Here is a 20,902-nt window from a genome sequence, read left to right as displayed (position 1 = left end):
GAACGCTCAGTGGCGTTCCCCCGCCAGGGCCCGCCCGGCCGATCGTCGGCCCTGGCGACCTTCGCCGCGAGCGGCGCAGTCGTACCTGTAGCACCGGAGCTTCCGGTCACCGCCTACAAGGACACCGCCATGCCCAGCCTCGCCCTCAATCGCCTCGCCCTGGCCACCCTGCTGGCCACGCTGCCACTCGCCCCCGCTGCCTTCGCCGCCGACGCCAGCGCCACGCTGGAAAAGGTCGCCAGCTTCGATCACCAGGTGACCGGCGTCACTGTCAGCGAGAGCGGGCGGATCTTCGTCAACTTCCCGCGCTGGACCGAAGACAGCGAGGTCTCGGTCGCCGAGCTCAAGCCCGATGGCAGCTTGGTGCCCTATCCCGACGCCGCCTGGAACGGCTGGCGCAATGCCCAGCGCGACGCGCTGACGCCGGGCGATCGCTGGGTCTGCGTGCAATCCGTGGTGGCCGACGGTCGCGGCAGCCTCTGGGTGATCGACCCGGGTGCCCCCGCCCAGGCGCTGGTGGTGCCCGGCGCGCCCAAGCTGGTGAAGATCGACCTGGCCAGCAACCAGGTCAGCAAGGTCTATGCGCTGGACGAGAGCGTGGCGCCCCAGGGCAGCTACCTCAACGACGTGAGATTCAGCCCCGACGGCCGCCATGCCTACATCACCGATTCGGGTGCCCGGGGCGCCCTGGTGGTGCTGGATCTCGAGAGCGGCAAGGCCCGCCGGGCCCTGGATGGCGACCCCACCACCCAGGCCGAGAAGGGCGTCAAGGTCAAGGCCGATGGCAAGCCGCTGATGCGTCCCGACGGCCGGGGCGTGGAATTCGCCGCCGACGGCATCGCCCTCTCTCCGACCGGCGACTATCTCTACTGGCAGGCGGTCAAGGGCAACACCCTCTACCGCATCCCCACCGCTGCCCTGCAGCACGACGACCTCGGAAGCCTGCCGGCCAAGGTGGAAAAGGTCGGCGAGAACGGCCCGGCCGATGGCCTGCTGATGGACCCGCAAGGGCGCCTCTATGTCAGCGCGGTGGAAGAGCATGCGGTCAAGATCCGCGAGAACGGCCAGCTCACCACCCTGGTCCAGGACAAGAAGCTGAGCTGGCCCGATACCTTCGGCCGCGGTCCGGACGGCACCGTCTACGTCACGGATTCGCGTATCCCCGAGATGAGTTTCTTCGATCCCAAGCAGAAGCCCGCCCTGGAAACCGTGCTCTACAAGATCGTGCCCAACTGACGAAGCGGGCCGCCAGCGCCTTGCCCTGCGGCCTTCGCCTGCGCCAGCATGGGCGCTTTCGCCACCGGAAGCGCCCATGTCCCGTCTGCTCGCCCTGCTCTGCTGCCTGCTGCTGACCCTGCCCGCCCATGCCGGCACCTATCTGCAACGCCTGCTGGACAAGCCCGTGCCCGGTGGCGTGGCCGTGGTGCCGGTCCCCGGCGAACAGGCGCCGCGGGTGCGCTACCAGGGCAAGCCGGTGCTGGTGGTCAAGGATGGCAACGGCTGGGTGGCCATCGTCGGCATCCCCCTGGGTACCGCGGTGGGGCGCCAGCCGTTGGAGGTCGCCGGCGCCGCGTCGCTCTCCTTCACGGTGGGCAACCGCCACTATGCAGAGCAGCGCATCACTCTGAAGAACCAGCGCCAAGTCACGCCCAACCCCGAGGACCTCAAGAGATTCGAACGCGAACTGGCCGAGCAGCAGGCCGCCTACCGGCTGTTCTCGCCGAACCAGCCAAGCAACCTGTTGCTGGATAAGCCCGTGGAGGGCCCGCTCTCCAGCCCCTTCGGCCTGCGCCGCTTCTTCAACGGCCAGGAACGCAATCCCCATTCGGGCCTCGACTTCGCCGTGCCCGCCGGCACCCCGGTCAAGGCGCCCGCCGCCGGCAAGGTGGTACTGGTGGGCGACTACTTCTTTAATGGCAAGACGGTGTTCGTCGACCACGGCCAGGGGTTCATCAGCATGTTCTGCCACCTCTCGCGGATCGACGTCCAGGTCGGCCAGCAGGTCCCTCGCGGCGGCGTGGTCGGCCGCGTTGGCAGTACCGGGCGCGCCACCGGGCCGCACCTGCACTGGAACGTCAGCCTCAACGACGTGCGGGTCGATCCGAGCATCTTCATCGGCGCCTTCAAGCCCTGAGCGGGCGCCTCATACTTGGTTGCAATCCGGGGCATTGCCAGGCATCGCGCTTCGGATTAAAAGGGACGCCCCATCCGCCCGGCCCCGGAATGACCCACCATGACCGCAAAACCCCGCCTCGGCAGCGCCCTCGGCAGCATCCTGCTGGTCGCCGCCGCCTGCTATCTGCTGGTGGGCTTCTCCCAGGGCTTCGTGCTGTCGGCCTGGTCCTGGCGCACCTGGGTGGTCTATGCCGTGCTGGTGACGGTCTATCCGGTCGGCCTGTTCGCCGGCTGGTGGAAGAAGCGCGAGCCGGTCGAGCGCTGAGCGTTCAACCCCAGCCGTGGCGGGCATAGGCCCGCACCAGCCGCTCCTCCCGCGAACTGAACAGATCGCCCTCCGCCAGGCCACCCGCGGCCAGCAGTCGATCTTCCAGTTCGGCCTGGCTTTCCAGCCGCCCGTCCGGGTGGATGTGCATCACCGCCAAGCCCCGCTGCACCAGGCAGGGCGCCACCAGCAGGCCACGATGGCAGGTCAGGGGATCGCGCTCGGCGCAGAGCAGGGCGATACGCCAACGCGCCTGGCCCTGCTCCAGGCGCAGCAGTCCCTGCTGGAACAACTCGCTGGCGGCCAGGCGGTCGTAGCGCAGCCGACCGTCCTGGTAGTGCGCCGGATCGGGGCTGCGCGCGCCCAGCTCCGCGCCGAGGAAGACATAGGCGATCCCCGCGGTCGCCAGGCCCTCGCGCAAGGCCTCCAGGCAAAACTGCGGCACATGGCGGCTATAGGGCTGGGAGCGCACGTCGGCCACGGCAGTCACGCCCTGGGCCTGCAGCAGTTCCACATAGCGCACCAGCGGATGATTGGAGTGCCCGAGGGTCAGGATCATGGCGGCTCAACGCAAGGGATCGAGGCGGGACAGCCCGGCGATGGGACATTCCAGCCGACTGCCACGGGCATCGGTGGAGACCAGGGCATCACCGGCCTGCAACCCCGCGGCGCGGGAGCGATAGCCCAGGCGATTGCCCGCCGCGAGATTACGACAGGGCACGGCGAAGTCCACCAGGTAGGCGCGGCCCAGGCCGGTCCCCAAGGCCAGGTGGCGACTGTCCAGATAGCGCCAGCCGGACAGATCGAAGCCGAGGATGGTCGCCACCGGGGCGCCCTGGCGATAGCCCAGCTCGGCCAGGCGGTCGTCCAGGGTCGGCGGGCCGAAGGGGCGCACCGCACAGCCGGCGAGCAGCACCAGCCCCAGGAGCGCAAAGAGTCGCAAAGCCACGGCCATAGGATTTTTCCACGAGAAACTGAAACTTGGACCGGTCGACGACGCCGAATACGGCAGCCCAGGCAGAAGCTGCAGCCTACCCGGTCCACAATGGCTCAGTGTACCCTCCTGCGCCCTCGAGACCTTGGCCGGCCCAGACGGGCTCGCCAACGCCTCTGCCGCCGTACCCTACAAGAGAGCACCCGATGCCCCCGGCCCTGACCTCCCTGCTTGCCGACCTCGAACGCCATCCACACCTGCTCACCCTGGTCGCCTGCCTCGGCCTGCTGCTGGCCGCCTGGCTGCTCAACTGGGTCGTCAAGCGCATCCTGGTGCGCGGCTTCTATCGCCTGCTGCGCAGCACCTCCTTCGGCCAGGACCAAGAACTCAACCACCACCGGGTCATCGGCCGCCTGGCCAACATCGTCCCCGCCTTGGTGCTGGCGGGCGGCATCGAACTGGTGCCCGATCGCCCCGCGGCCCTGGTCACCGTGGTGCAGAACGTCTGCAGCGCCTTCATCGTGCTGACCATCGCCCTGGCCCTGGGCAGCGCCCTCAACGTCATCAACGTGCTCTACTCGCGGCGGCCCTCGGCGCGGCTCAAGCCGATCAAGGGCTACGTCCAGGTCAGCAAGATCGTCATCTACGCCATCGCAGTCATCCTGATGATCGCCACCCTGATCGATCGCTCGCCGCTGATCCTGCTCTCCGGCCTCGGCGCCATGGCGGCGGTGCTGCTGTTGATCTTCCAGGACACTCTGCTCTCCCTGGTGGCCAGCGTGCAGATCTCCAGCAATGACATCATCCGCGTCGGCGACTGGATCGAGATGCCCCAGCTCAACGCCGACGGCGACGTCATCGACATCGCCCTGCACACGGTGAAGGTGCAGAACTTCGACAAGACCATCACCACCATCCCCACCAAGAGATTCATCACCGACTCCTTCCGCAACTACCGCGGCATGCAGGAAGCCGGCGGTCGACGCATCAAGCGCGCCCTCAACATCGACCAGCACAGCGTGCACTTCCTCAGCGACGCCGAGCGCGAGCACCTGCACCGCTTCAACCTGCTGGACGACTACCTCACCGCCAAGGAAGAGGAACTGGCCAACTGGAATCTCAAGCTGGAGAAGCGTGGCCAGGAGCCGGTCAACACCCGGCGGGTGACCAACCTGGGCACCTTCCGCGCCTATGTGGAGCGCTACCTGCGCGCCCACCCCGGGGTGCGCCAGGACATGACCCTGCTGGTGCGGCAGATGCCGCTCTCCGCCGAGGGTTTGCCGGTGGAGATCTACTGCTTCACCAACACCACGGTGTGGGCGCAATATGAAGGCATCCAGGGGGACATCTTCGATCACCTGCTGGCCATCCTCCCGGAATTCGGCCTCCATGTATTCCAGCACCCGAGCGGACGCGACTTCCGCGGGCGGCTGGAGCCCCGCGAGGCCATGACCTCCCTCGGTGAACCAGGCACCCCGGCGCCCTGATCTCCAGCCCCATGCTCAAGGAAAGACCATGATCGTCGTCCACCACCTGAACAACTCCCGCTCCCAGCGGGTGCTCTGGCTGCTCGAAGAGCTTGGCATCGACTATCGGGTGCAGCGCTACGAGCGCGCCGCCGGCGGCCTGTTCGCCCCGCCGGAATTGCGCAAGGTGCATCCGCTGGGCAAGTCGCCGGTGATCGTCGATGGCGACCTGACCCTGGCCGAATCCGGCGCCATCGTCGACTACCTGGCGCGACGCTACGGCCAGCAACTGCTGCCGGCCCAGGACAGTCCCGAGTTCGTCCGCTACACCTACTGGCTGCACTACGCCGAAGGCTCGGCCATGACGCCACTGCTGCTCAAGCTGGTGTTCGACCGCATCGCCACCTCGCCGATGCCCTTCTTCGCCAAGCCCATCGCCAAGGGCATAGCCGCCAAAGCCACGGCCAGCTTCATCCAGCCGCAACTGGACCTGCACCTGGACTACCTGGAAAGCCAGCTGGGCGCCAGCGGCTGGTTCGTCGGCGACAGCTTCACCGCCGCCGACATCCAGCTCAGCTTCCCCCTCGAAGCCGCCAATGCCCGCGCCGGCTTGAACAACGGCAAGCGACCCAAGCTGGTGGACTTCCTCCAACGCATCCACGCCCGCCCGGCCTACCAGCGGGCATTGGAGCAGGGTGGGCCCTACGTCTACGCCTGAGGACTGGGCTCGTTGGGCTTCGCTGGACGCTCAACCCAACCTACGGTGCCTGCGCCCCTCTCCCTCGGGGAGAGAGCTGGGGTGAAGGAAAACCCCACCCCCGTAGCGTGGAAAACCGCGCCAGGGTTTTCCACTGACGGCACGCCACCTTACCCACGTAGACAAGGCTGCGCCGTTGTCCATCCTACACGGCGTCCGGATGGCCTCGGAGAACCCCCTCTCCCCCTGGGAGAAGGTTGGGGTGAGGGAGCCACGACTACCGCCGCATCGGCATCCGGTCGATGGTGCCGAACAGCGCCTTGAGCGACCAGTCCTGCTGCTCACGCACCTTGACCCCACCATCCTTGCCGACCAGATAGAGGGTGGCCGGCTGCCCGGCGCGGGCATCGAGTGCCTTGAGCAGCGCCTGGGTCTGCTCGGGGCGCAACGGCCGGTCGTTACGGCTGCCGGCGCCGTCCACCACCGTATAGAGCACCATCTCACGCTCGACGAAGGCTTCGCGATTGGCCGGTTGCGCCAGTTCGGCACGTAGCTGCGTCACCTGGGGATCGTTCGCCGTGGGCGCCACTAGGATCAACGGCCGCGTCTGCCAACGCTCAGCGGCGAGGGGGTTGTCAGCAGCCTGGGCCGTGGCTACCAGACCGGCGAGCAAGGTGGTCGCCACCCCGACCAGGGACAGGATCTTCATGGATGCTTTCCTCCGACCTCTTGGACTCCAACTCTCTAGCCTTGACCTCAGGCAAGCGATACGGATCGCCCCAGCGACGTCCCGTTACAGAAAGAAGATCGTCCAGCTTTTCAGGAATCACCAAAATCTTCTTTGAACGCGCAATAAATCACCAACAAGCAGGCAAGGATGTTCAAACCTGCCAATTTTAAAAAGAACATTGCGAGCCGTACCCTGGGCGGACTAACGTAGGCGCCATGCACAACGCCCATACCCTCATCCTCCTCCGGCAGCACCGCTGCCTGCGATTGGTCAGTCCACGACTGCGAAGCTCAACCGCGCTCGCTTCGTAAGTCCCGACCACGCCCAAGGAAAGACCCACCATGACCATGCTCAAAGATCCCTCGAAGAAATACCGTCCCTTCACCCCCGTCGCCCTGCCCGACCGTACCTGGCCGGACAAGCTCATCGACAAGGCGCCGATCTGGCTGTCCACCGACCTGCGCGATGGCAACCAGTCGCTGATCGAGCCGATGGACGCCGAGAAGAAGATGGCCTTCTTCAAGTGCCTGGTTGCCGTGGGCCTGAAGGAGATCGAGGTGGGCTTCCCCTCCGCCTCCCAGACGGACTTCGACTTCGTCCGCGAGCTGATCGAGGGTGGCCATATCCCCGACGACGTCACCATCCAGGTGCTGACCCAGGCCCGTGACGACCTCATCGAACGCACCTTCGAATCACTCAAGGGTGCCAAGCGCGCCATCGTCCACTACTACAACGCCTGCGCGCCGAGTTTCCGCCGCATCGTCTTCAACCAGGACCAGGCCGGGGTCAAGGCCATCGCCGTGGCCGCTGGCCAGACCATCGTGCGCCTGGCCGCCGAGCGCCCAGAGACCCAGTGGGGCTTCGAGTACTCCCCCGAGGTGTTCAGCTCCACCGAGACCGACTTCGCCGTCGAGGTGTGCAACGCCGTGATCGGCGTGTTCCAGCCGACCCCGGCCAACAAGCTGATCCTCAACCTGCCAGCCACCATCGAGTGCGCCACGCCGAACAACTATGCCGACCAGATCGAGTGGTTCGGCCGCCACATCGACCGCCGCGACAGCGTGCTGATCAGCGTCCACACCCACAACGACCGCGGCACCGGCGTGGCTGCCTCGGAGCTGGCGGTCATGGCCGGCGCCGATCGTGTCGAAGGCTGCCTGTTCGGCAACGGCGAGCGCACCGGCAACGTCTGCCTGGTGACCCTGGCACTCAACCTCTACACCCAGGGCGTCGACCCCGAGCTGGATTTCTCCGACATCGATGCCGTGCGCAAGACCGTCGAGGAATGCAACCAGTTGCCGGTACACCCGCGCCACCCCTATGTCGGCGACCTGGTCCACACCGCCTTCTCCGGCTCCCACCAGGACGCCATCCGCAAGGGCTTCGCCCAGCAGCAGCCGGACGCCCTCTGGGAAGTGCCCTACCTGCCCATCGACCCGGCCGACATCGGTCGCGACTACGAGGCGGTCATCCGCGTCAACAGCCAGTCGGGCAAGGGCGGCATCACCTTCCTGCTGGAGCAGGAATACGGCATCAGCCTGCCGCGCCGCATGCAGATCGAATTCAGCCAGGTGGTCCAGCGCGAGACCGACCGCCTGGGCCTGGAGATGACCGCCGCCCAGATCCACGGGCTGCTCGAACAGGAATACCTGCAGGCCAAGAGCCCCTATGCCCTGGTCAGCCACAAGCTGCGCGAGGAAGACGGCACCTCTACCGTCGACATCCAGGTAGCCGTCGAAGGCCGTACCGAGCACTGGCACGGCACCGGCAAGGGCCCGCTGGAAGCCCTGGTGGCCAGCCTGCCCGAGGCGGTGGAGATCATGGACTACCATGAGCACTCCATTGGCGCCGGTACCAGCGCCAAGGCCGCGTCCTACATCGAGATCCGCCTGGAAGGCCAGCGTCCGCTGCACGGCATCGGCATCGACGAGAACATCACCACCGCCAGCTTCCGGGCGCTGCTCAGTGCCCTGAACCGCGCGGTCACCCAGGCACAGGCCAAGGCCGCCTGAGTCTGACGCTGGTCAAAGCAAAGGGAATGCCCGTCGGCGTTCCCTTTTTTTATGTCACCGCTGCGTCGATACTGATCGCCTTAAGGACTTTCCGCTCCCGCCGCGCGGTCTGGCGAAGGGACCGTTCCAGTACGGACGATCAATGAAGGTATCTTCACTTCGCGTTTTACCCGCCCTGTTCAGCGCCCTGGCGCTCTGTGGCGTGTTCCTGACCGCATCCCTGGTGTGCATAGCGCTCGCCCGCCAGGATGCCAGCTCGGTCCCCACGCTCTGGTTGCCCAATGGCCTGGCACTGGCGTGGTTGCTACGCAGCCAGCGGCGGCAATGGCCCCTGCTGGCCGCCGCGGTACTGGTGGCCGCCAGCCTGACCGACCTCCTGAGCGGCGGCCGGCTCCTGCTTGGGCTGGGCTTCGGGCTGAGCAGCCTGGCGGAGATCCTGCTCGGTGCCACGCTGCTACGCCGCCATAGCCTGGCGTTCGATCGCAATATCGCCGCCATGGGCCGGCTGCTGGTCCAGGGCGTCTTGCTGCCGCCACTGCTCGGCGCCGCCCTGGGCACCCTGGTCTTCGGCCTCAATGGGGAAACCGGGCTGCTGACCATCGCCGTGCACTGGTACATCGGCGACGCCCTGGGTCTGTTGGTGGTGCTGCCGCTGGCCTTCCTGCCCTGGCCGGTCAGGCTGTCTGCCTTCACCCGACATGGTCCCAAGGAATTCCTCGCCCTGCTGGTGCTGAGCCCGCTGCTGGCGATCGGCATCCTGGACTATCTGCCCTACCCCTTCGTCTACCTGGCGACGCTCCTGCTGGTATTGACCATGCGCCTGACCGTGGCCGGCACGGCGCTCATCGGCGGTCTCCACATCCTCATCCTGGGCACCCTCATCGCCTACGATCACGTCATCGACCTGACCCAGGTCTCGCTGGCCATCCAGGCCCTGACCTACATTCCCGTGGCGCTGATGCAGATTCCCCCGCTACTGCTCGCCGCCGCCGTGCAGCAGAGCCGCCATCAGCACCAGCGCCTGCAGCGCAACGAGGCTCGCTACCGGCATGCCATGCACTCCGCCCCCTATGGCATGGCACTGCTGTCCACCGCGGGCCGCCTGTCGAACGTCAATCCCGCCCTGGAAGCCATGCTCGGCTATCCACGCGGCACCCTCGACGGCCTGCAGCTGCGCGACCTGCTCGCCACCCCCGACCTCGAACCGGACCTCGGCGAAGACGAGCAGACGCTGCAGCTGCGTCACCATCAGGGTCATGCCCTCTGGGTCGCACTGGCCTGCTCCCCCGATCACGACGACCAGGATTTGCTGTCGGGCTATCTCGTCCAGCTTCGCGACATCGATGCGGAGCGGCGCGCCGATGACACCAACGCTCATTTGCGCGAACGCCTGCAACTGGCCATTCGCGCCAGCAATGTCGGGATCTGGGAGTGGGACAGCCGCAATCGGCTGTTCATCGCCGATGCCAAGGTCCACGAGCTCTACGGACTGCCGGTGATCGAAGGCCATCACGACCTGACGATCTGGATCGCGGCCCTGCATCCGGACGATCGCGACGCCTCCATGACCATCTTCCGCGAGGCGATCCGCACCCTGTCCTCCTACGAACATGAATTCCGCATCGTTCGCCCGGACGGGGGGGTGCGGCGGATCCGCACCGAAGTCATCGCCATCGAGAGCAGCGATGGCCAATGCCGCATCGTCGGCAGCAACAGGGACGTCACCGAGCACCACCGCCTGACCACGGCGCTCTACGAGGAAAAGGAACGGCTGCAGGTCACCCTGGCCTCCATCGCCGACGCCGTGCTGACCACCGACGTGGACGGCCGCATCCTCTTCCTCAATCCGGTCGCCGAGCAGCTCACCGGCTGGTCGCTCGCGGATGCCCAGGGGCGTCCCCACGAAGAGATCTTCCGCATCCTGGACAACCAGAGCGAGGCGATCCTGCCCAGCCCGGTGACTCGCTGCCTGCGCGAACAGACCATCACCTCGCTGGACGAGGGAGCCGTCCTGCTCAGTCGCCATGGCGAAAGACACGAGGTCCAGGATTCCGCCGCCCCGGTGCGCACAGTCGATGGCCGTATCATCGGCGCGGTACTGGTGTTCCAAAACGTCACCCATGCGCGCAACCTGCAGCGCGAACTGAGCTACAACGCCTCCCACGACGCCCTGACCGGACTCTACAACCGCCTGAAGTTCGAACAGGAACTGGACGCCGCCTGGCAGCAGGCCCAGGCGGGCACCACCCAGCACGCCCTGTGCTTCATCGACCTCGACCGTTTCAAGGTGGTCAACGACTCCGCCGGCCATGCCGCCGGCGACCTGCTGCTGCGCGAGCTGGGCACCCTGCTGCGCGACACCGTGCGCGGCTCCGACGCCGTGGCCCGGATCGGCGGCGACGAATTCGCCCTGCTGCTGCGCGATTGCGACCTGGTACAGGCCGAGGCCGTGGCCGAAAAGCTCATCGCCAGCATCGGCGCCGTGCGCTTCAATTGGCAGGACCGGGTCTATGACGTCGGCGCCAGCGCCGGCATCGTCGCCATCACCGCCGAGACCCGCAGCCCGGCCGAGCTGATGAGCCAGGCCGACGTGGCCTGTTACACCGCCAAGCACGCCGGCCGCAATCGCGCCGCCCTCTACCGGGCCGGCAGCGAAGACGTGGAGCGCCAGTACCGGGAGATCCTCATGGCCAGCGGCCTGCGCGAGGCCCTGGAGCAACATCGCTTCGAACTGCATGCGCAACCCATCGTCGCCACCCGCGCTAACGGTCGCGAGGAACAGCACGTGGAGTTGCTGCTGCGCCTGCGCGACGTCCAGGGCCAGCTGATCTCGCCGGCCACCTTCATCCCGGCCGCGGAACGATTCGGCCTGATGAGCAGCATCGACCGCTGGGTAGTGCGCCAGGTGCTGGTCGAGCTGGTGCCCTGGTTGCAGGAAAGACCCCAGTTGCACGTCGGTATCAACCTCTCCGGCAACAGCCTGAGCGACCCCGACTTCCTGCCCGAATTGCTGGAACTGATCGCCGCCTCGCCGCTGGATCCACAACGCCTGCTCTTCGAGCTGACCGAGACCGCGGTGATCAACAAGCTGTCGGTGGCCTCCGCGCTCATCAGCCAGGTCCGCGAGCGCGGTTGTCGCATCGCCCTGGACGACTTCGGCGCCGGCCTCAGCTCCTTCACCTACCTGAAGAACTTCCGCGTCGACTTCGTGAAGATCGACGGCAGCTTCGTCCGCAACCTCGACCAGGATCCCCTGGATCGGGCCATCGTCGAGTCCATCAACCAGGTCGCCCACCACCTGGGCGCCGCGACCATCGCCGAATTCGTCGAATCCCGCGCCACCTTCGAACTGCTCGGCACCATCGGCGTGGACTACGCCCAGGGCTACGCCCTCGGCAAGCCGATCCCGCTGAAGGACTGGCAGGAGCCGCCCCGCCTCGAACCTTGAGCCCTGGCCACCGGTCGTAACCTGGGTATCTCCACCTATCTGGATGAGGATCCCATGCAAAAACGTACCCTCGGCCATTCCGACCTGCAGGTCCCGCCGCTCTGCTTCGGCGGCAACGTCTTCGGCTGGACCCTCGACGAAGCCCAGTCCTTCCGCATGCTGGACGCCCTGCTCGACGCCGGCCTCGACTTCATCGACACCGCCGACGTCTATTCTCGCTGGGCGCCCGGCAACCAGGGCGGTGAGTCCGAGACCCTGCTCGGCAAGTGGTTCGCCCAGAGCGGCAAGCGCGACCAGGTGATCCTCGCCACCAAGCTGGGCATGGACATGGGTCAGGGCCGCAAGGGCCTCAAGGCGAGCTACGTGCAGCAGGCGGTGGAAGCCTCCCTCAAGCGCCTGCAGACCGATCGTATCGATCTCTACCAGGCCCACTGCGACGACGAGGACACGCCCCTGGAAGAAACCCTGGGTGCCTTCGCCAAGCTGGTGGAACAGGGCAAGGTGCGGGTCATAGGCGCCTCCAACTATGGCGGCCAGCGTCTGCGCGAAGCGACCCAGGTGGCCGCACGCCTGGGCGTACCGGCCTACCAGAGCCTGCAGCCCCACTACAACCTGCATGCGCGGCAGGAATACGAGACCGAGCTGGAACCCGTGGTCGAGGAACTCGGGCTGGGCGTGATCAGCTATTTCTCCCTGGCCAGTGGCTTCCTCACCGGCAAGTACCGCACCAAGGACGACCTCCAGGGCTCGCGGGCGGAAATGGCCAAGCGCTACATGGACGAACGCGGCATGGCCATCCTCGCCGGTCTCGACGAGATCGCCGAAAAGCACGGCGCCACCTCGGGCCAGGTCGCCCTCGCCTGGCTGATCGCCCGGCCGAGCATCACCGCCCCCATCGTCAGCGCCACCTCCCAGACCCAGCTCGACGAACTGGTCGCCGCCACCCGGCTGCAGCTACCGGCCGACGACATCACCCTGCTGAATCAGGTCAGCGCCTACCACTGAAGCATAGCGGCCATAGGCCGCAGGCATTACTGTAGGTTGGGCTGAGACGGCTCTATCGTCGAAGCCCAACATTGCCAGCCCCGAGGCGATGTCGGGCTCTGCTACGCTCAACCCAACCTACGGCGGCCCGCAGGAGCGGGCCATGGTCGCGATCTGGCCTGAGCTTGTGGAAACGCCCCGTGCTTGGACAACCCTCCTCTCCCTCTGAGAGAGGGCTGGGGTGAGGGCACGCCTCACAGCGAAATGCCGAGCGCCCGCTCGGACAGCCCCCTCTCCCTCCGGGAGAGGGTTGGGGTGAGGGCACGCCTCACAGCGAAATGTCGAGCGCCCGCTCGGATAGCTCTTTCTCCCTCCGGGAGAGGGTTGGGGTGAGGGCGCACCTTGCCGCGGATTTCCACCAAGTGGAAAAGGCTGCGCCGTTTTCCACGCTACGGATCCGAGGCCGCTCCCTCACCGCACATAATCCAGCGGCAGGGCCGTGCTGTACTTGATCTGCTCCATGGCGAAACTGGAGCTGACGTCCAGCAGCCCCGGCACCTGGATCAGTCGCTTGTAGACGCCATCGTAGGCCGCGATGTCCGGGACCACGATGCGCATCAGGTAATCGGTGTTGCCGGCCATGCGATAGAGCTCCACCACTTCCGGGATGGCCGCTACCGCCCCATGGAAGCGCTGTAGCCAATCCTGCGCATGCTGGCTGGTGCGGACCGACACGAATACCGTCACCCCCACGTTGAGCGCACGGGGATCGAGCAGGGCCACCCGCGCGCGGATGACGCCCTGCTCCTCCAGCTTCTGGATGCGTCGCCAGCAGGCGGTGGTACCCAGGCCAATGCGCTCGGCGATCTCGGCCACCGGCTGGGTGCTGTCCTGCTGCAAGAGGTCAAGAATGGCGCGGTCGAAACGATCCAAGGAAAAATTTTCTCTTTAATTTCCTATTGGCAGAATCATATTCGAATTCAATCTCAGCCTAGCGAGGAAAAAGCAAATTCCTTCACCGGCGACGGCGTTAACCTGATGCCATCCAAACGCCTGAGGCCCCGCCATGGACGCTCTTCCGCTGTATTTCGACTACGCCGCCACCACGCCGGTCGATGACGCCGTCATCGAAGCCATGCTCGGCTGCCTGGGTCGGCAAGGGGTATTCGGCAATCCCGCCTCGCGCGGCCATGCCTTCGGCAACGATGCCCAGCGCGCCGTGGACACCGCCCGCCAGCAGGTCGCCGAGCTGCTCGGTGCCCGGCCCGAGCAGCTGATCTGGACCTCCGGAGCCACCGAATCCAACAACCTCGCCTTGCTCGGCGTGGCGCGCCGCCGCGGCCAGGGTCACCTCATCACCAGTTGCCTGGAGCACCGCGCGATCCTCGATACCGCCGCCCAGCTGGAGGCCGAGGGCTTCGCCGTCACCTACCTGACGCCCGACGAGCAGGGCCTCATCACCGCGGAAGCCGTCGAGGGTGCCTGGCGCGACGATACCTTCCTGGTTTCGCTGATGCGGGTGAACAACGAACTCGGCACCCTGACCGACATCGCCCACATCGGCACCCAGGTTCGCGCCCGCGGGGCGCTGTTCCACGTCGACGCCGCCCAGGCCACCGGCAAGGTCGCCATCGACCTCGCGCGGCTGGAGGTCGATCTCATGTCCTTCTCCGCCCACAAGACCTATGGCCCCAAGGGCATCGGCGCTCTCTATGTCGGCCCGCGCGCGGAAGGGGCCCTCCAGGCACAGATCCATGGCGGCGGTCATGAGCGTGGGCTGCGCTCGGGTACCCTGGCCACCCACCAGATCGTCGGCATGGGTACGGCCTTCGCCCTCGCCGGGCAGGCCATGGCGCGCGAGAGCGAGCGTCTCGGCCAGTTACGCGAGCGGTTCCTGGCTGGGGTGCAGACCCTGAACGGCATGCAGCTCAATGGCTGCGCCCGGCAGCGCATCCCCCACACCCTCAACCTGACCTTCGCCACGCCGCTGGATACCGCAGCGCTGCAGCGCCGGCTGGCCTTCTCCACCACCTCAGCCTGCAGTTCGGCCAAGGCCGCACCTTCCCATGTCCTGCTGGGGCTGGGCCTGGAGGCGGAGCAGGCGGCACGCAGCTACAGATTCAGCCTGGGTCGCTACACCAGCGAAGCGGACGTGGACCAGGCCGTCGCCCTGATCCACGCCCATGCCGCCCCGCCCAAGCCCTTCTGGGCCTGATCAGTCAAGGCTGAAGGCGTCGGCGTCGCGCTGCGCCGGGAAGCGCTGACGATAGGCGGCCAGGGCGGCCGCCGACAGAGTGGCACGGAAGATACCAGCCGCCGCGCCCGCCTCGACCAGGGCTTCGCCCTGGAAGTCCAGCACCTGGCTGTCACCCGCATAGGGATGGCCATTGCCGTCGCTGCCGAGCCGATTCACCGCGGCGACGTAGCAGAGATTCTCGATGGCCCGCGCCGGCAGCAGGCGGTTCCAGTGATGCCGCCGGGGTGCCGGCCAGTTGGCCACATAGAGCAGCAGATCGGTATCGTCCTGGGCGCGGCTCCATACCGGGAATCTCAGGTCGTAGCAGACCAGCGGGCGGATGCGCCAACCCTTGAGGATGATCCGCTGCCGCTCCGCGCCGGGCGCATAATGCTCGTGCTCGCCGGCCATGCGAAAGAGATGGCGCTTGTCGTAGTGCAGCAATCCACCGTCCGGGGTCGCCCACAGCAGACGATTGCGATACTGGCCGTGCTCGTCCTGCACGATCAGGCTGCCGGTCACCACGGCGCCCAGGCGCTGCGCCTGGGCGCGCATCCAGGCCGAGGTGGGTCCCTCCACGGGCTCGGCCAGGGTTGCCGAGTCCATGGAGAAGCCGGTGGTGAACATCTCCGGCAGGATGATCAGGTCGACCGCCCCTACCTCCGCCAACAGGCCCTCGAAGTGGGCCCGGTTGGCCGCCGGGTCATGCCAGGCCAATTCGCTCTGCAGCAGCGCCAGGCGCAGGTCCTGGGTCGGAGTCAGATCGCGCATAGCCGCTCCGCTGCCTGGCGCAGGGTTTCTTCGCGCTTAGCGAAGCAGAAGCGCACCAGGCGCAGGTCCGTGGGTGGCGTCTGGTAGAACACCGACAGCGGGATGGCGGCGACGCCATGCTCACGGGTCAGCCATTCGGCCATGGCCACGTCATCCAGGTCAGGGCGGATGGCGGAGTAGTCCACCACCTGGAAATAGGTGCCGGCAGCGCGCTGGAAGGTGAAGCGCGAGCGACCCAGCAGATCGCAGAAGAGATCGCGCTTGGCCTGGTAGAAGGCCGGCAACTCACTCAGATGCTCGGGATGGGCAGCCATGAAATCGGCCAGGGCGCACTGGATCGGCGTCACCCCGCAGAAGCTCACGTACTGGTGCACCTTGCGCAATTCGGCACTGAGCGCCGGCGGGGCCACCACGTAGCCGGTCTTCCAGCCGGTGACGTGATAGGTCTTGCCGAAGGAGCTCACCACGAAGGCGCGGGGATAGAGTTCGTCATGGGCGATGACGCTGGCATGACGCTGGTCGTCGTAGACCAGATGCTCATAGACCTCGTCGCTGACCAGATAGAGATCGCGCCCGCGGATCAAGGCGGCCAGGCGATCCAGCTCGGCGGCACCGATCAGGGCACCGCTGGGGTTGTGCGGGGTATTGAGTACGATGGCCCGGGTGCGCGGGCTGAGCGCGGCTTCCAGAGCCGGCCAGTCGATGCCGAAGCCCGGCAGGGCCAGGGGCACGTGCACGCAACGCCCACCGGCCAGTTGCACCGATGGCTCGTAGCTGTCGTAGCAGGGATCGAAGACGATCACCTCGTCACCCGGCCGCACCAGCGTCTGGATCGCGCAGAACAGGCCCTGGGTGGCGCCGGGCACGATGGTGACCTCGGTGTCGGTACTCACCTGCCGGCCATAGAAGGCCGCGACCTTGGCCGCCACCTGCTGGCGCAACGCCGGCAGGCCGGTCATGGGTGCGTACTGGTTATGGCCGGCCGCGACATGGCGACCGACCGCTGCCAGCAACTCGGCGGGACCGTCGAAGTCGGGGAAACCCTGGGAGAGATTCAGCGCCCCGGTTTCGGCGGCGAGCTGGGACATGCGGGTGAAGATGGTGACGGCGAGGTCGGGAAGCTTGCTCTGGATCATCGCGCGGGCACAGGTCTGGCTGGGAGGAGACCGGCAGCCTGCGATCTTTTGCGGCGAAGGGCAAGTCTTGCCATGCCGATCGGCCAGGCAACGGCCTTGGCCTAGCTAAGGCTAGGGCTAGGGCTAGGGCTAGCGCCAGGGACCTGATCCAAACATCCCCTCTCCCTCCGGGAGAGGGCCAGGATGAGGGCAACCGCAGGTGGTCGGGTTACCATTGGCGACGTAACGGGGAACGGCTTACGACCTGTTTCATTGAAAGCTCATCACGGGGCAGGCCCTCACCCCAGCCCTCTCCCAGAGGGAGAGGGGGTAGTTCAGTGCGCCCGGCCGCATCGACGCACCGCCGCTGCCGCGATGAGGAACCACCGTAGCGTGGAAAACGGCGCAGCCTTTTCCACTGAAACAGACGTCGCACGGGATGCCCTCACCCCAACCCTCTCCCAAAGGGAGAGGGGGTTGTCTCGTGCACCCGGCCGAATCGGCGCACCACCACTACCGCGATCAAGCAACCACCGTAGCGTGGAAAACGGCGCAGCCTTTTCCACTGGGACAGACGTCGCACGGGATGCCCTCACCCCAACCCTTTCCCAAAGGGAGAGGGGGCAATTCGGTGCGGCGGAGGAACCCCCTCGCTCTATCCTCTACCAAAGAAAAAGGGGGCTATCAGCCCCCTTCCCTTCGCAGCAACGTCCTGCCAGCCTACCGCCGCTTGTCCTTGCGCTTCTTCTCGGCCTTCTTGTGGTGGCTCATCAACCGGCGCTTCTTGTTCACCTGGCGCTCGGTGAGGGTGTTCTTCTTGCCCTCGAAGGGGTTCTCGCCACCGCGGTATTCGATGCGAATCGGCGTGCCCACCAGCTTGAGCACCCGGCGATAGGTCTTTTCCAGGTAGCGGGTATAGGACTTGGGCACCGCTTCCGTCTGGTTGCCGTGGATCACGATCAGCGGCGGGTTGGCACCGCCCAGGTGGGCGTATCTCAGCTTGATGCGGCGGCCACTGACCATCGGCGGCTGGTGCTCCTGTACCGCGTCCTCGAGGATCTGGGTCAGGCGGCTGGTCGGCCAGCGGGTGGTGGCCGAGGCGAAGGATTGCTGTACCGACTTGTACAGATGGCCCACGCCGGTGCCGTGCAGCGCCGAGATGAAGTGGATGTCGGCGAAGTCGACGAACAGCAGGCGGCGTTCCAGTTCGGTCTTGACGTAGTCACGCTCGCCGGACTCCATGCCGTCCCACTTGTTCAGGGCGATCACCAGGGCGCGACCGGTCTCCAGCACGAAGCCGAGCAGGTTGAGGTCGTGCTCGACCACCCCCTCGCGGGCGTCCATGACGAAGATCACCACGTTGGCGTCCTGGATCGCCTGCAGCGTCTTGACCACCGAGAACTTCTCGACCGCCTCGAAGATCTTGCCGCGGCGGCGCACGCCGGCGGTGTCGATCAGGGTATAGCGCTCTTCGTTGCGTTCGAAGGGGATGTAGATGCTGTCGCGCGTGGTGCCGGCCTGGTCATAGACGATCACCCGCTCTTCACCGAGCATGCGGTTGACCAGGGTCGACTTGCCGACGTTGGGCCGGCCGATCACGGCGATCTTGATGCCGGTGGTCTCGTCGATGCCCTGGACCCGGCGGAAGACGTCCCCGCCCTCTTCCGCGGCGGCCTTCACCTCTTCCTCGGAGAGCTCCTCGACCTGCACCTCGTCCTTGGGAAAGACGCCCAGGGCGGCTTCCAGCAGGTTGTTCACGCCACGGCCGTGGGCCGCCGCGATGGGATAGGCGTCGCCGATGGCCAGCGGGCTGAACTCCGCCCGGGCGATGTCCGGATCGACGGTGTCGACCTTGTTGGCCACCAGGAAGGTGCGCTTGTTTCTCTTGCGCAGGTGCTCGGCGATCATCTGGTCGGCGACGGTGAGGCCGTCGCGGGAGTCCACCAGGAAGAGCACCGCATCGGATTCCTCGATGGCCTGCAGCGACTGCTCGGCCATCTTCAGGTCGATGCCTTCCTCGTCACCGGAGATACCGCCGGTGTCGACCACGATGTAGGTCCGTCCCTGCCACTTGGCTTCGCCGTACTTGCGATCGCGAGTCAGGCCGGCGAAGTCGGCGACGATAGCGTCGCGGGTCTTGGTCAGACGGTTGAAAAGCGTGGATTTGCCGACGTTCGGCCGCCCCACCAGGGCAATTACGGGAACCATGCGGCTCTCCCAGAGCAGAAAACACGATGGCCGCTACCGAACTTCACGGTAGCGGCCATCGGTTGAGGATAAAAATTCTAGCGCAGACGATAGGCGGCGAGTGTACCGCCATTGCCGTAGACGTAGAGCATGTCGCCGACGACCAGTGGCCGTACCCGGACGCCGTCACCATCGACCTTGGTCCGGCCGACGAAACGGCCATCGACCTGGCTCAGCAGATGGATGTAGCCGGCGTAGTCGCCCACCACCACGTTGCTCGACCAGACCACCGGCCCGGTGAGCTGGCGACGGGCCAGGTCGGCGTTGGTCCAGAGCGCGGACGTCGAGGACTCCTCGACCGCCTCGACGGTACCGTTGTCCAGGCTCAGGTAGACGTTGCCGAAGCCTTCGGCGACGCCGTCGTAGCTGGAGGCGTCACGCTGCCAGAGGATCTGGCCATTGGCCGGGTTGAGCGCCGCCACGCGGCCGTTGTAGCTGACCACATAGAGGGTGTCGCCCGCCAGCGACAGGCCACCGTCGACGTCGACGATGCGCTCCAGTTCGGAACGACCCTTGGGCACGGCGATCTGCTGTTCCCACAGCGGCAGGCCACGCTGCACGTCCAGGGCGACGACCTTGCCGCTGGCGAAACCGGCCATGACCAGCTGGTTGGTGACCAAGGGGGCACCGGTGCCACGTAGGCTCAGCACCGGCTGGGTGTCCTCGTAGATCCAGCGACGGGTACCGCTGCCCAGCTCGAAGGCCTGCAGCTTGTCGTCCTGGGACTGCACCACCACCACGTCGTTGTTGACCACCGGTGCGGACAGCACCTCGCTGGAAGCCTGGGCGCGCCACTTCTCGTCACCACTGCCGGCGTCGAGGGCGATCACCTGGCCGCGCAGGGTCCCAACCACTACCAAGCCGGAGCCGACCCCGACACCGCCGGAAACCGGCAGGTCCAGGTCCTTCTTCCAAAGCACCGCGCCGGTCTCGCGATTCATCGCCATGATCCGGCCATCGGCATCGGCGGCGAAGATGGTCTGGCCATCGACGGCCGGTACCAGGCGGTTGTATTCCTTGCCCTGGCCATCGCCCACCGAGCGACTCCAGACTTCATCCAGCCGGACTTCCGCCTTGATGTCCTTCAGCTCGGCCGGGGGCAATTCCTTCTTGCCGGTGCTGCTGCACCCGACGACCGCAAGGGCGAGACCCAGTACCGCGATAGGCTTCCAGCGCAACATCAGGCGTCTCCTTTGGCGAGATCATCGAGTTTCATCTGCAGCACGCCTTCGGCTGCATCGTTGGGCAGCGCCGCGCGGGCTTTTTCATAGGCGGCGCGGGCCTCGGCCGGCTTCTTCAGCGCGACCAGCAGGTCGCCACGCAATTCTTCGCGGTTGGCGACATAGGCCTTGGGCGCCTCGCCGTCGAGCAGTTTCAGGCCTTCTTCGGCCTTGCCCTGGGCCGCCAGTACCCGGGCCAGACGCTCGCGCGCCAGCTCGCCGAGTTCGGCGTCGTGGGGCTTGTCCACCACCGCCTTGAGCTCGTTCGCCGCGTCGTCGAGACGATTGCTCTCCACCGCCACCTTGGCGACGAAGAGACTACCGTACTGGGCGTAGGCGGTGCCGGAATAATCCTGCTTGAGCTTGCCGTAGGTGTCGGTCACCCGTGCGGTGTCGACCTTGCCACCGGGGGCCAGGGCCGCTTCCACCAGCTGTTGGTAGAGCACCGAGGCGCCCTGCGCCTGGCTATTCTGATAGCGCTGCCAGCCCTGCCAGCCGAGCACCGCCACCAGGGCGATGACGCCACCGGCCACCAGCGGCTTGCCGTTACGCTGCCACCAGGCCTTGGCGACCACCAGATTGTCGTCGTCGATGGAACTCAA

The 20,902-nt window shown here is 66.5% G+C and carries 18 protein-coding genes; 9 read left to right on the top strand and 9 right to left on the bottom strand.

What is annotated here, in order from left to right; genetic code table 11:
• Positions 1-129 precede the first annotated feature (129 nt).
• The 3 genes from ACYJP6_RS21635 to ACYJP6_RS21625 all read left to right on the top strand — a co-directional run bounded on the left by ACYJP6_RS21635 (position 130) and on the right by ACYJP6_RS21625 (position 2,440).
• On the top strand, positions 130-1,236 hold the full coding sequence (locus ACYJP6_RS21635; protein WP_459477719.1) for an L-dopachrome tautomerase-related protein: 1,107 nt from the start codon (positions 130-132) through the stop codon (positions 1,234-1,236).
• A 76-nt stretch (positions 1,237-1,312) separates the two neighbouring features.
• Positions 1,313-2,134, top strand: coding sequence for a peptidoglycan DD-metalloendopeptidase family protein (locus tag ACYJP6_RS21630; protein WP_459477717.1), 822 nt, complete (start codon positions 1,313-1,315; stop codon positions 2,132-2,134).
• A 99-nt stretch (positions 2,135-2,233) separates the two neighbouring features.
• Positions 2,234-2,440 (top strand): hypothetical protein, encoded by a 207-nt coding sequence (locus tag ACYJP6_RS21625; protein ID WP_459477715.1) that lies wholly within the window; start codon positions 2,234-2,236, stop codon positions 2,438-2,440.
• A 4-nt stretch (positions 2,441-2,444) separates the two neighbouring features.
• Here the strand turns inward: ACYJP6_RS21625 and ACYJP6_RS21620 are convergent, their stop codons facing one another.
• Together ACYJP6_RS21620 and ACYJP6_RS21615 are read right to left on the bottom strand one after the other, a co-directional pair.
• Positions 2,445-2,999, bottom strand: a complete 555-nt coding sequence (locus ACYJP6_RS21620; protein ID WP_459477713.1) for a DUF488 domain-containing protein — start codon at positions 2,997-2,999, stop codon at positions 2,445-2,447.
• A 6-nt stretch (positions 3,000-3,005) separates the two neighbouring features.
• Positions 3,006-3,395, bottom strand: coding sequence for a DUF6491 family protein (locus tag ACYJP6_RS21615; RefSeq protein WP_459477712.1), 390 nt, complete (start codon positions 3,393-3,395; stop codon positions 3,006-3,008).
• A gap of 185 nt (positions 3,396-3,580) precedes the next feature.
• Between ACYJP6_RS21615 and ACYJP6_RS21610 the strand changes: the two genes are divergently transcribed.
• Both ACYJP6_RS21610 and ACYJP6_RS21605 read left to right on the top strand, forming a co-directional pair.
• Complete coding sequence (locus tag ACYJP6_RS21610) at positions 3,581-4,861, top strand: mechanosensitive ion channel family protein (RefSeq protein ID WP_459477710.1); 1,281 nt, start codon at positions 3,581-3,583, stop codon at positions 4,859-4,861.
• Positions 4,862-4,889: 28 nt separating this feature from the next.
• Positions 4,890-5,558: a glutathione S-transferase family protein gene (locus tag ACYJP6_RS21605; RefSeq protein ID WP_459477708.1), complete on the top strand. Its 669-nt coding sequence runs from the start codon at positions 4,890-4,892 to the stop codon at positions 5,556-5,558.
• A 256-nt stretch (positions 5,559-5,814) separates the two neighbouring features.
• Here the strand turns inward: ACYJP6_RS21605 and ACYJP6_RS21600 are convergent, their stop codons facing one another.
• Positions 5,815-6,246: a DUF4174 domain-containing protein gene (locus tag ACYJP6_RS21600; RefSeq protein ID WP_459477707.1), complete on the bottom strand. Its 432-nt coding sequence runs from the start codon at positions 6,244-6,246 to the stop codon at positions 5,815-5,817.
• Between the two features lie 362 nt (positions 6,247-6,608).
• Here ACYJP6_RS21600 and leuA point away from each other — a divergent pair, with 362 nt between their 5' ends.
• The 3 genes from leuA to ACYJP6_RS21585 all read left to right on the top strand — a co-directional run bounded on the left by leuA (position 6,609) and on the right by ACYJP6_RS21585 (position 12,732).
• Positions 6,609-8,279: a 2-isopropylmalate synthase gene (gene leuA, locus ACYJP6_RS21595; RefSeq protein ID WP_459477705.1), complete on the top strand. Its 1,671-nt coding sequence runs from the start codon at positions 6,609-6,611 to the stop codon at positions 8,277-8,279.
• A 142-nt stretch (positions 8,280-8,421) separates the two neighbouring features.
• Positions 8,422-11,727 (top strand): EAL domain-containing protein, encoded by a 3,306-nt coding sequence (locus tag ACYJP6_RS21590; RefSeq protein ID WP_459477703.1) that lies wholly within the window; start codon positions 8,422-8,424, stop codon positions 11,725-11,727.
• A gap of 54 nt (positions 11,728-11,781) precedes the next feature.
• A complete protein-coding gene (locus tag ACYJP6_RS21585; protein WP_459477701.1) occupies positions 11,782-12,732 on the top strand; it encodes an aldo/keto reductase in 951 nt (316 codons plus the stop codon).
• A gap of 450 nt (positions 12,733-13,182) precedes the next feature.
• Here ACYJP6_RS21585 and ACYJP6_RS21580 read toward each other — a convergent pair whose 3' ends face one another.
• A complete protein-coding gene (locus ACYJP6_RS21580; RefSeq protein WP_459477699.1) occupies positions 13,183-13,644 on the bottom strand; it encodes an Lrp/AsnC family transcriptional regulator in 462 nt (153 codons plus the stop codon).
• A 133-nt stretch (positions 13,645-13,777) separates the two neighbouring features.
• Between ACYJP6_RS21580 and ACYJP6_RS21575 the strand changes: the two genes are divergently transcribed.
• Positions 13,778-14,926, top strand: a complete 1,149-nt coding sequence (locus ACYJP6_RS21575; protein ID WP_459477697.1) for an aminotransferase class V-fold PLP-dependent enzyme — start codon at positions 13,778-13,780, stop codon at positions 14,924-14,926.
• Here ACYJP6_RS21575 and ACYJP6_RS21570 read toward each other — a convergent pair whose 3' ends face one another.
• From ACYJP6_RS21570 to ACYJP6_RS21550, 5 genes are all read right to left on the bottom strand, one after another.
• Positions 14,927-15,718: an amidohydrolase gene (locus ACYJP6_RS21570; protein ID WP_459477695.1), complete on the bottom strand. Its 792-nt coding sequence runs from the start codon at positions 15,716-15,718 to the stop codon at positions 14,927-14,929.
• The gene (locus tag ACYJP6_RS21565) at positions 15,706-16,854 is read right to left on the bottom strand and encodes a pyridoxal phosphate-dependent aminotransferase (RefSeq protein WP_459477693.1); all 1,149 of its coding nucleotides are present in this window, start codon (positions 16,852-16,854) and stop codon (positions 15,706-15,708) included. Before ACYJP6_RS21565 ends, ACYJP6_RS21570 begins: the two co-directional genes overlap by 13 nt.
• Positions 16,855-17,553: 699 nt before the next feature.
• Complete coding sequence (gene der, locus ACYJP6_RS21560; protein ID WP_459477692.1) at positions 17,554-19,041, bottom strand: ribosome biogenesis GTPase Der; 1,488 nt, start codon at positions 19,039-19,041, stop codon at positions 17,554-17,556.
• Positions 19,042-19,118: 77 nt separating this feature from the next.
• Complete coding sequence (gene bamB, locus ACYJP6_RS21555) at positions 19,119-20,261, bottom strand: outer membrane protein assembly factor BamB (protein ID WP_459477690.1); 1,143 nt, start codon at positions 20,259-20,261, stop codon at positions 19,119-19,121.
• Positions 20,261-20,902: a tetratricopeptide repeat protein gene (locus tag ACYJP6_RS21550; RefSeq protein ID WP_459477688.1), complete on the bottom strand. Its 642-nt coding sequence runs from the start codon at positions 20,900-20,902 to the stop codon at positions 20,261-20,263. The genes bamB and ACYJP6_RS21550 overlap by 1 nt, the downstream gene beginning before the upstream one ends.

Source organism: Pseudomonas sp. No.117, from assembly GCF_054558395.1.
The sequence above is the reverse complement of the archived record's forward strand: the minus strand, read 5'-3'. Positions and strand labels throughout refer to the sequence as shown.

Bases quoted from the DNA above. Each gene is read 5' to 3' on its own strand.
- ACYJP6_RS21635 (WP_459477719.1), top strand. From the start codon at position 130: ATGCCCAGCCTCGCCCTCAATCGCCTCGCCCTGGCCACCCTGCTGGCC.
- ACYJP6_RS21630 (WP_459477717.1), top strand. From the start codon at position 1,313: ATGTCCCGTCTGCTCGCCCTGCTCTGCTGCCTGCTGCTGACCCTGCCC.
- ACYJP6_RS21625 (WP_459477715.1), top strand. From the start codon at position 2,234: ATGACCGCAAAACCCCGCCTCGGCAGCGCCCTCGGCAGCATCCTGCTG.
- ACYJP6_RS21620 (WP_459477713.1), bottom strand. From the start codon at position 2,999: ATGATCCTGACCCTCGGGCACTCCAATCATCCGCTGGTGCGCTATGTG.
- ACYJP6_RS21615 (WP_459477712.1), bottom strand. From the start codon at position 3,395: ATGGCCGTGGCTTTGCGACTCTTTGCGCTCCTGGGGCTGGTGCTGCTC.
- ACYJP6_RS21610 (WP_459477710.1), top strand. From the start codon at position 3,581: ATGCCCCCGGCCCTGACCTCCCTGCTTGCCGACCTCGAACGCCATCCA.
- ACYJP6_RS21605 (WP_459477708.1), top strand. From the start codon at position 4,890: ATGATCGTCGTCCACCACCTGAACAACTCCCGCTCCCAGCGGGTGCTC.
- ACYJP6_RS21600 (WP_459477707.1), bottom strand. From the start codon at position 6,246: ATGAAGATCCTGTCCCTGGTCGGGGTGGCGACCACCTTGCTCGCCGGT.
- leuA (WP_459477705.1), top strand. From the start codon at position 6,609: ATGACCATGCTCAAAGATCCCTCGAAGAAATACCGTCCCTTCACCCCC.
- ACYJP6_RS21590 (WP_459477703.1), top strand. From the start codon at position 8,422: ATGAAGGTATCTTCACTTCGCGTTTTACCCGCCCTGTTCAGCGCCCTG.
- ACYJP6_RS21585 (WP_459477701.1), top strand. From the start codon at position 11,782: ATGCAAAAACGTACCCTCGGCCATTCCGACCTGCAGGTCCCGCCGCTC.
- ACYJP6_RS21575 (WP_459477697.1), top strand. From the start codon at position 13,778: ATGGACGCTCTTCCGCTGTATTTCGACTACGCCGCCACCACGCCGGTC.
- ACYJP6_RS21570 (WP_459477695.1), bottom strand. From the start codon at position 15,718: ATGCGCGATCTGACTCCGACCCAGGACCTGCGCCTGGCGCTGCTGCAG.
- ACYJP6_RS21565 (WP_459477693.1), bottom strand. From the start codon at position 16,854: ATGATCCAGAGCAAGCTTCCCGACCTCGCCGTCACCATCTTCACCCGC.
- der (WP_459477692.1), bottom strand. From the start codon at position 19,041: ATGGTTCCCGTAATTGCCCTGGTGGGGCGGCCGAACGTCGGCAAATCC.
- bamB (WP_459477690.1), bottom strand. From the start codon at position 20,261: ATGTTGCGCTGGAAGCCTATCGCGGTACTGGGTCTCGCCCTTGCGGTC.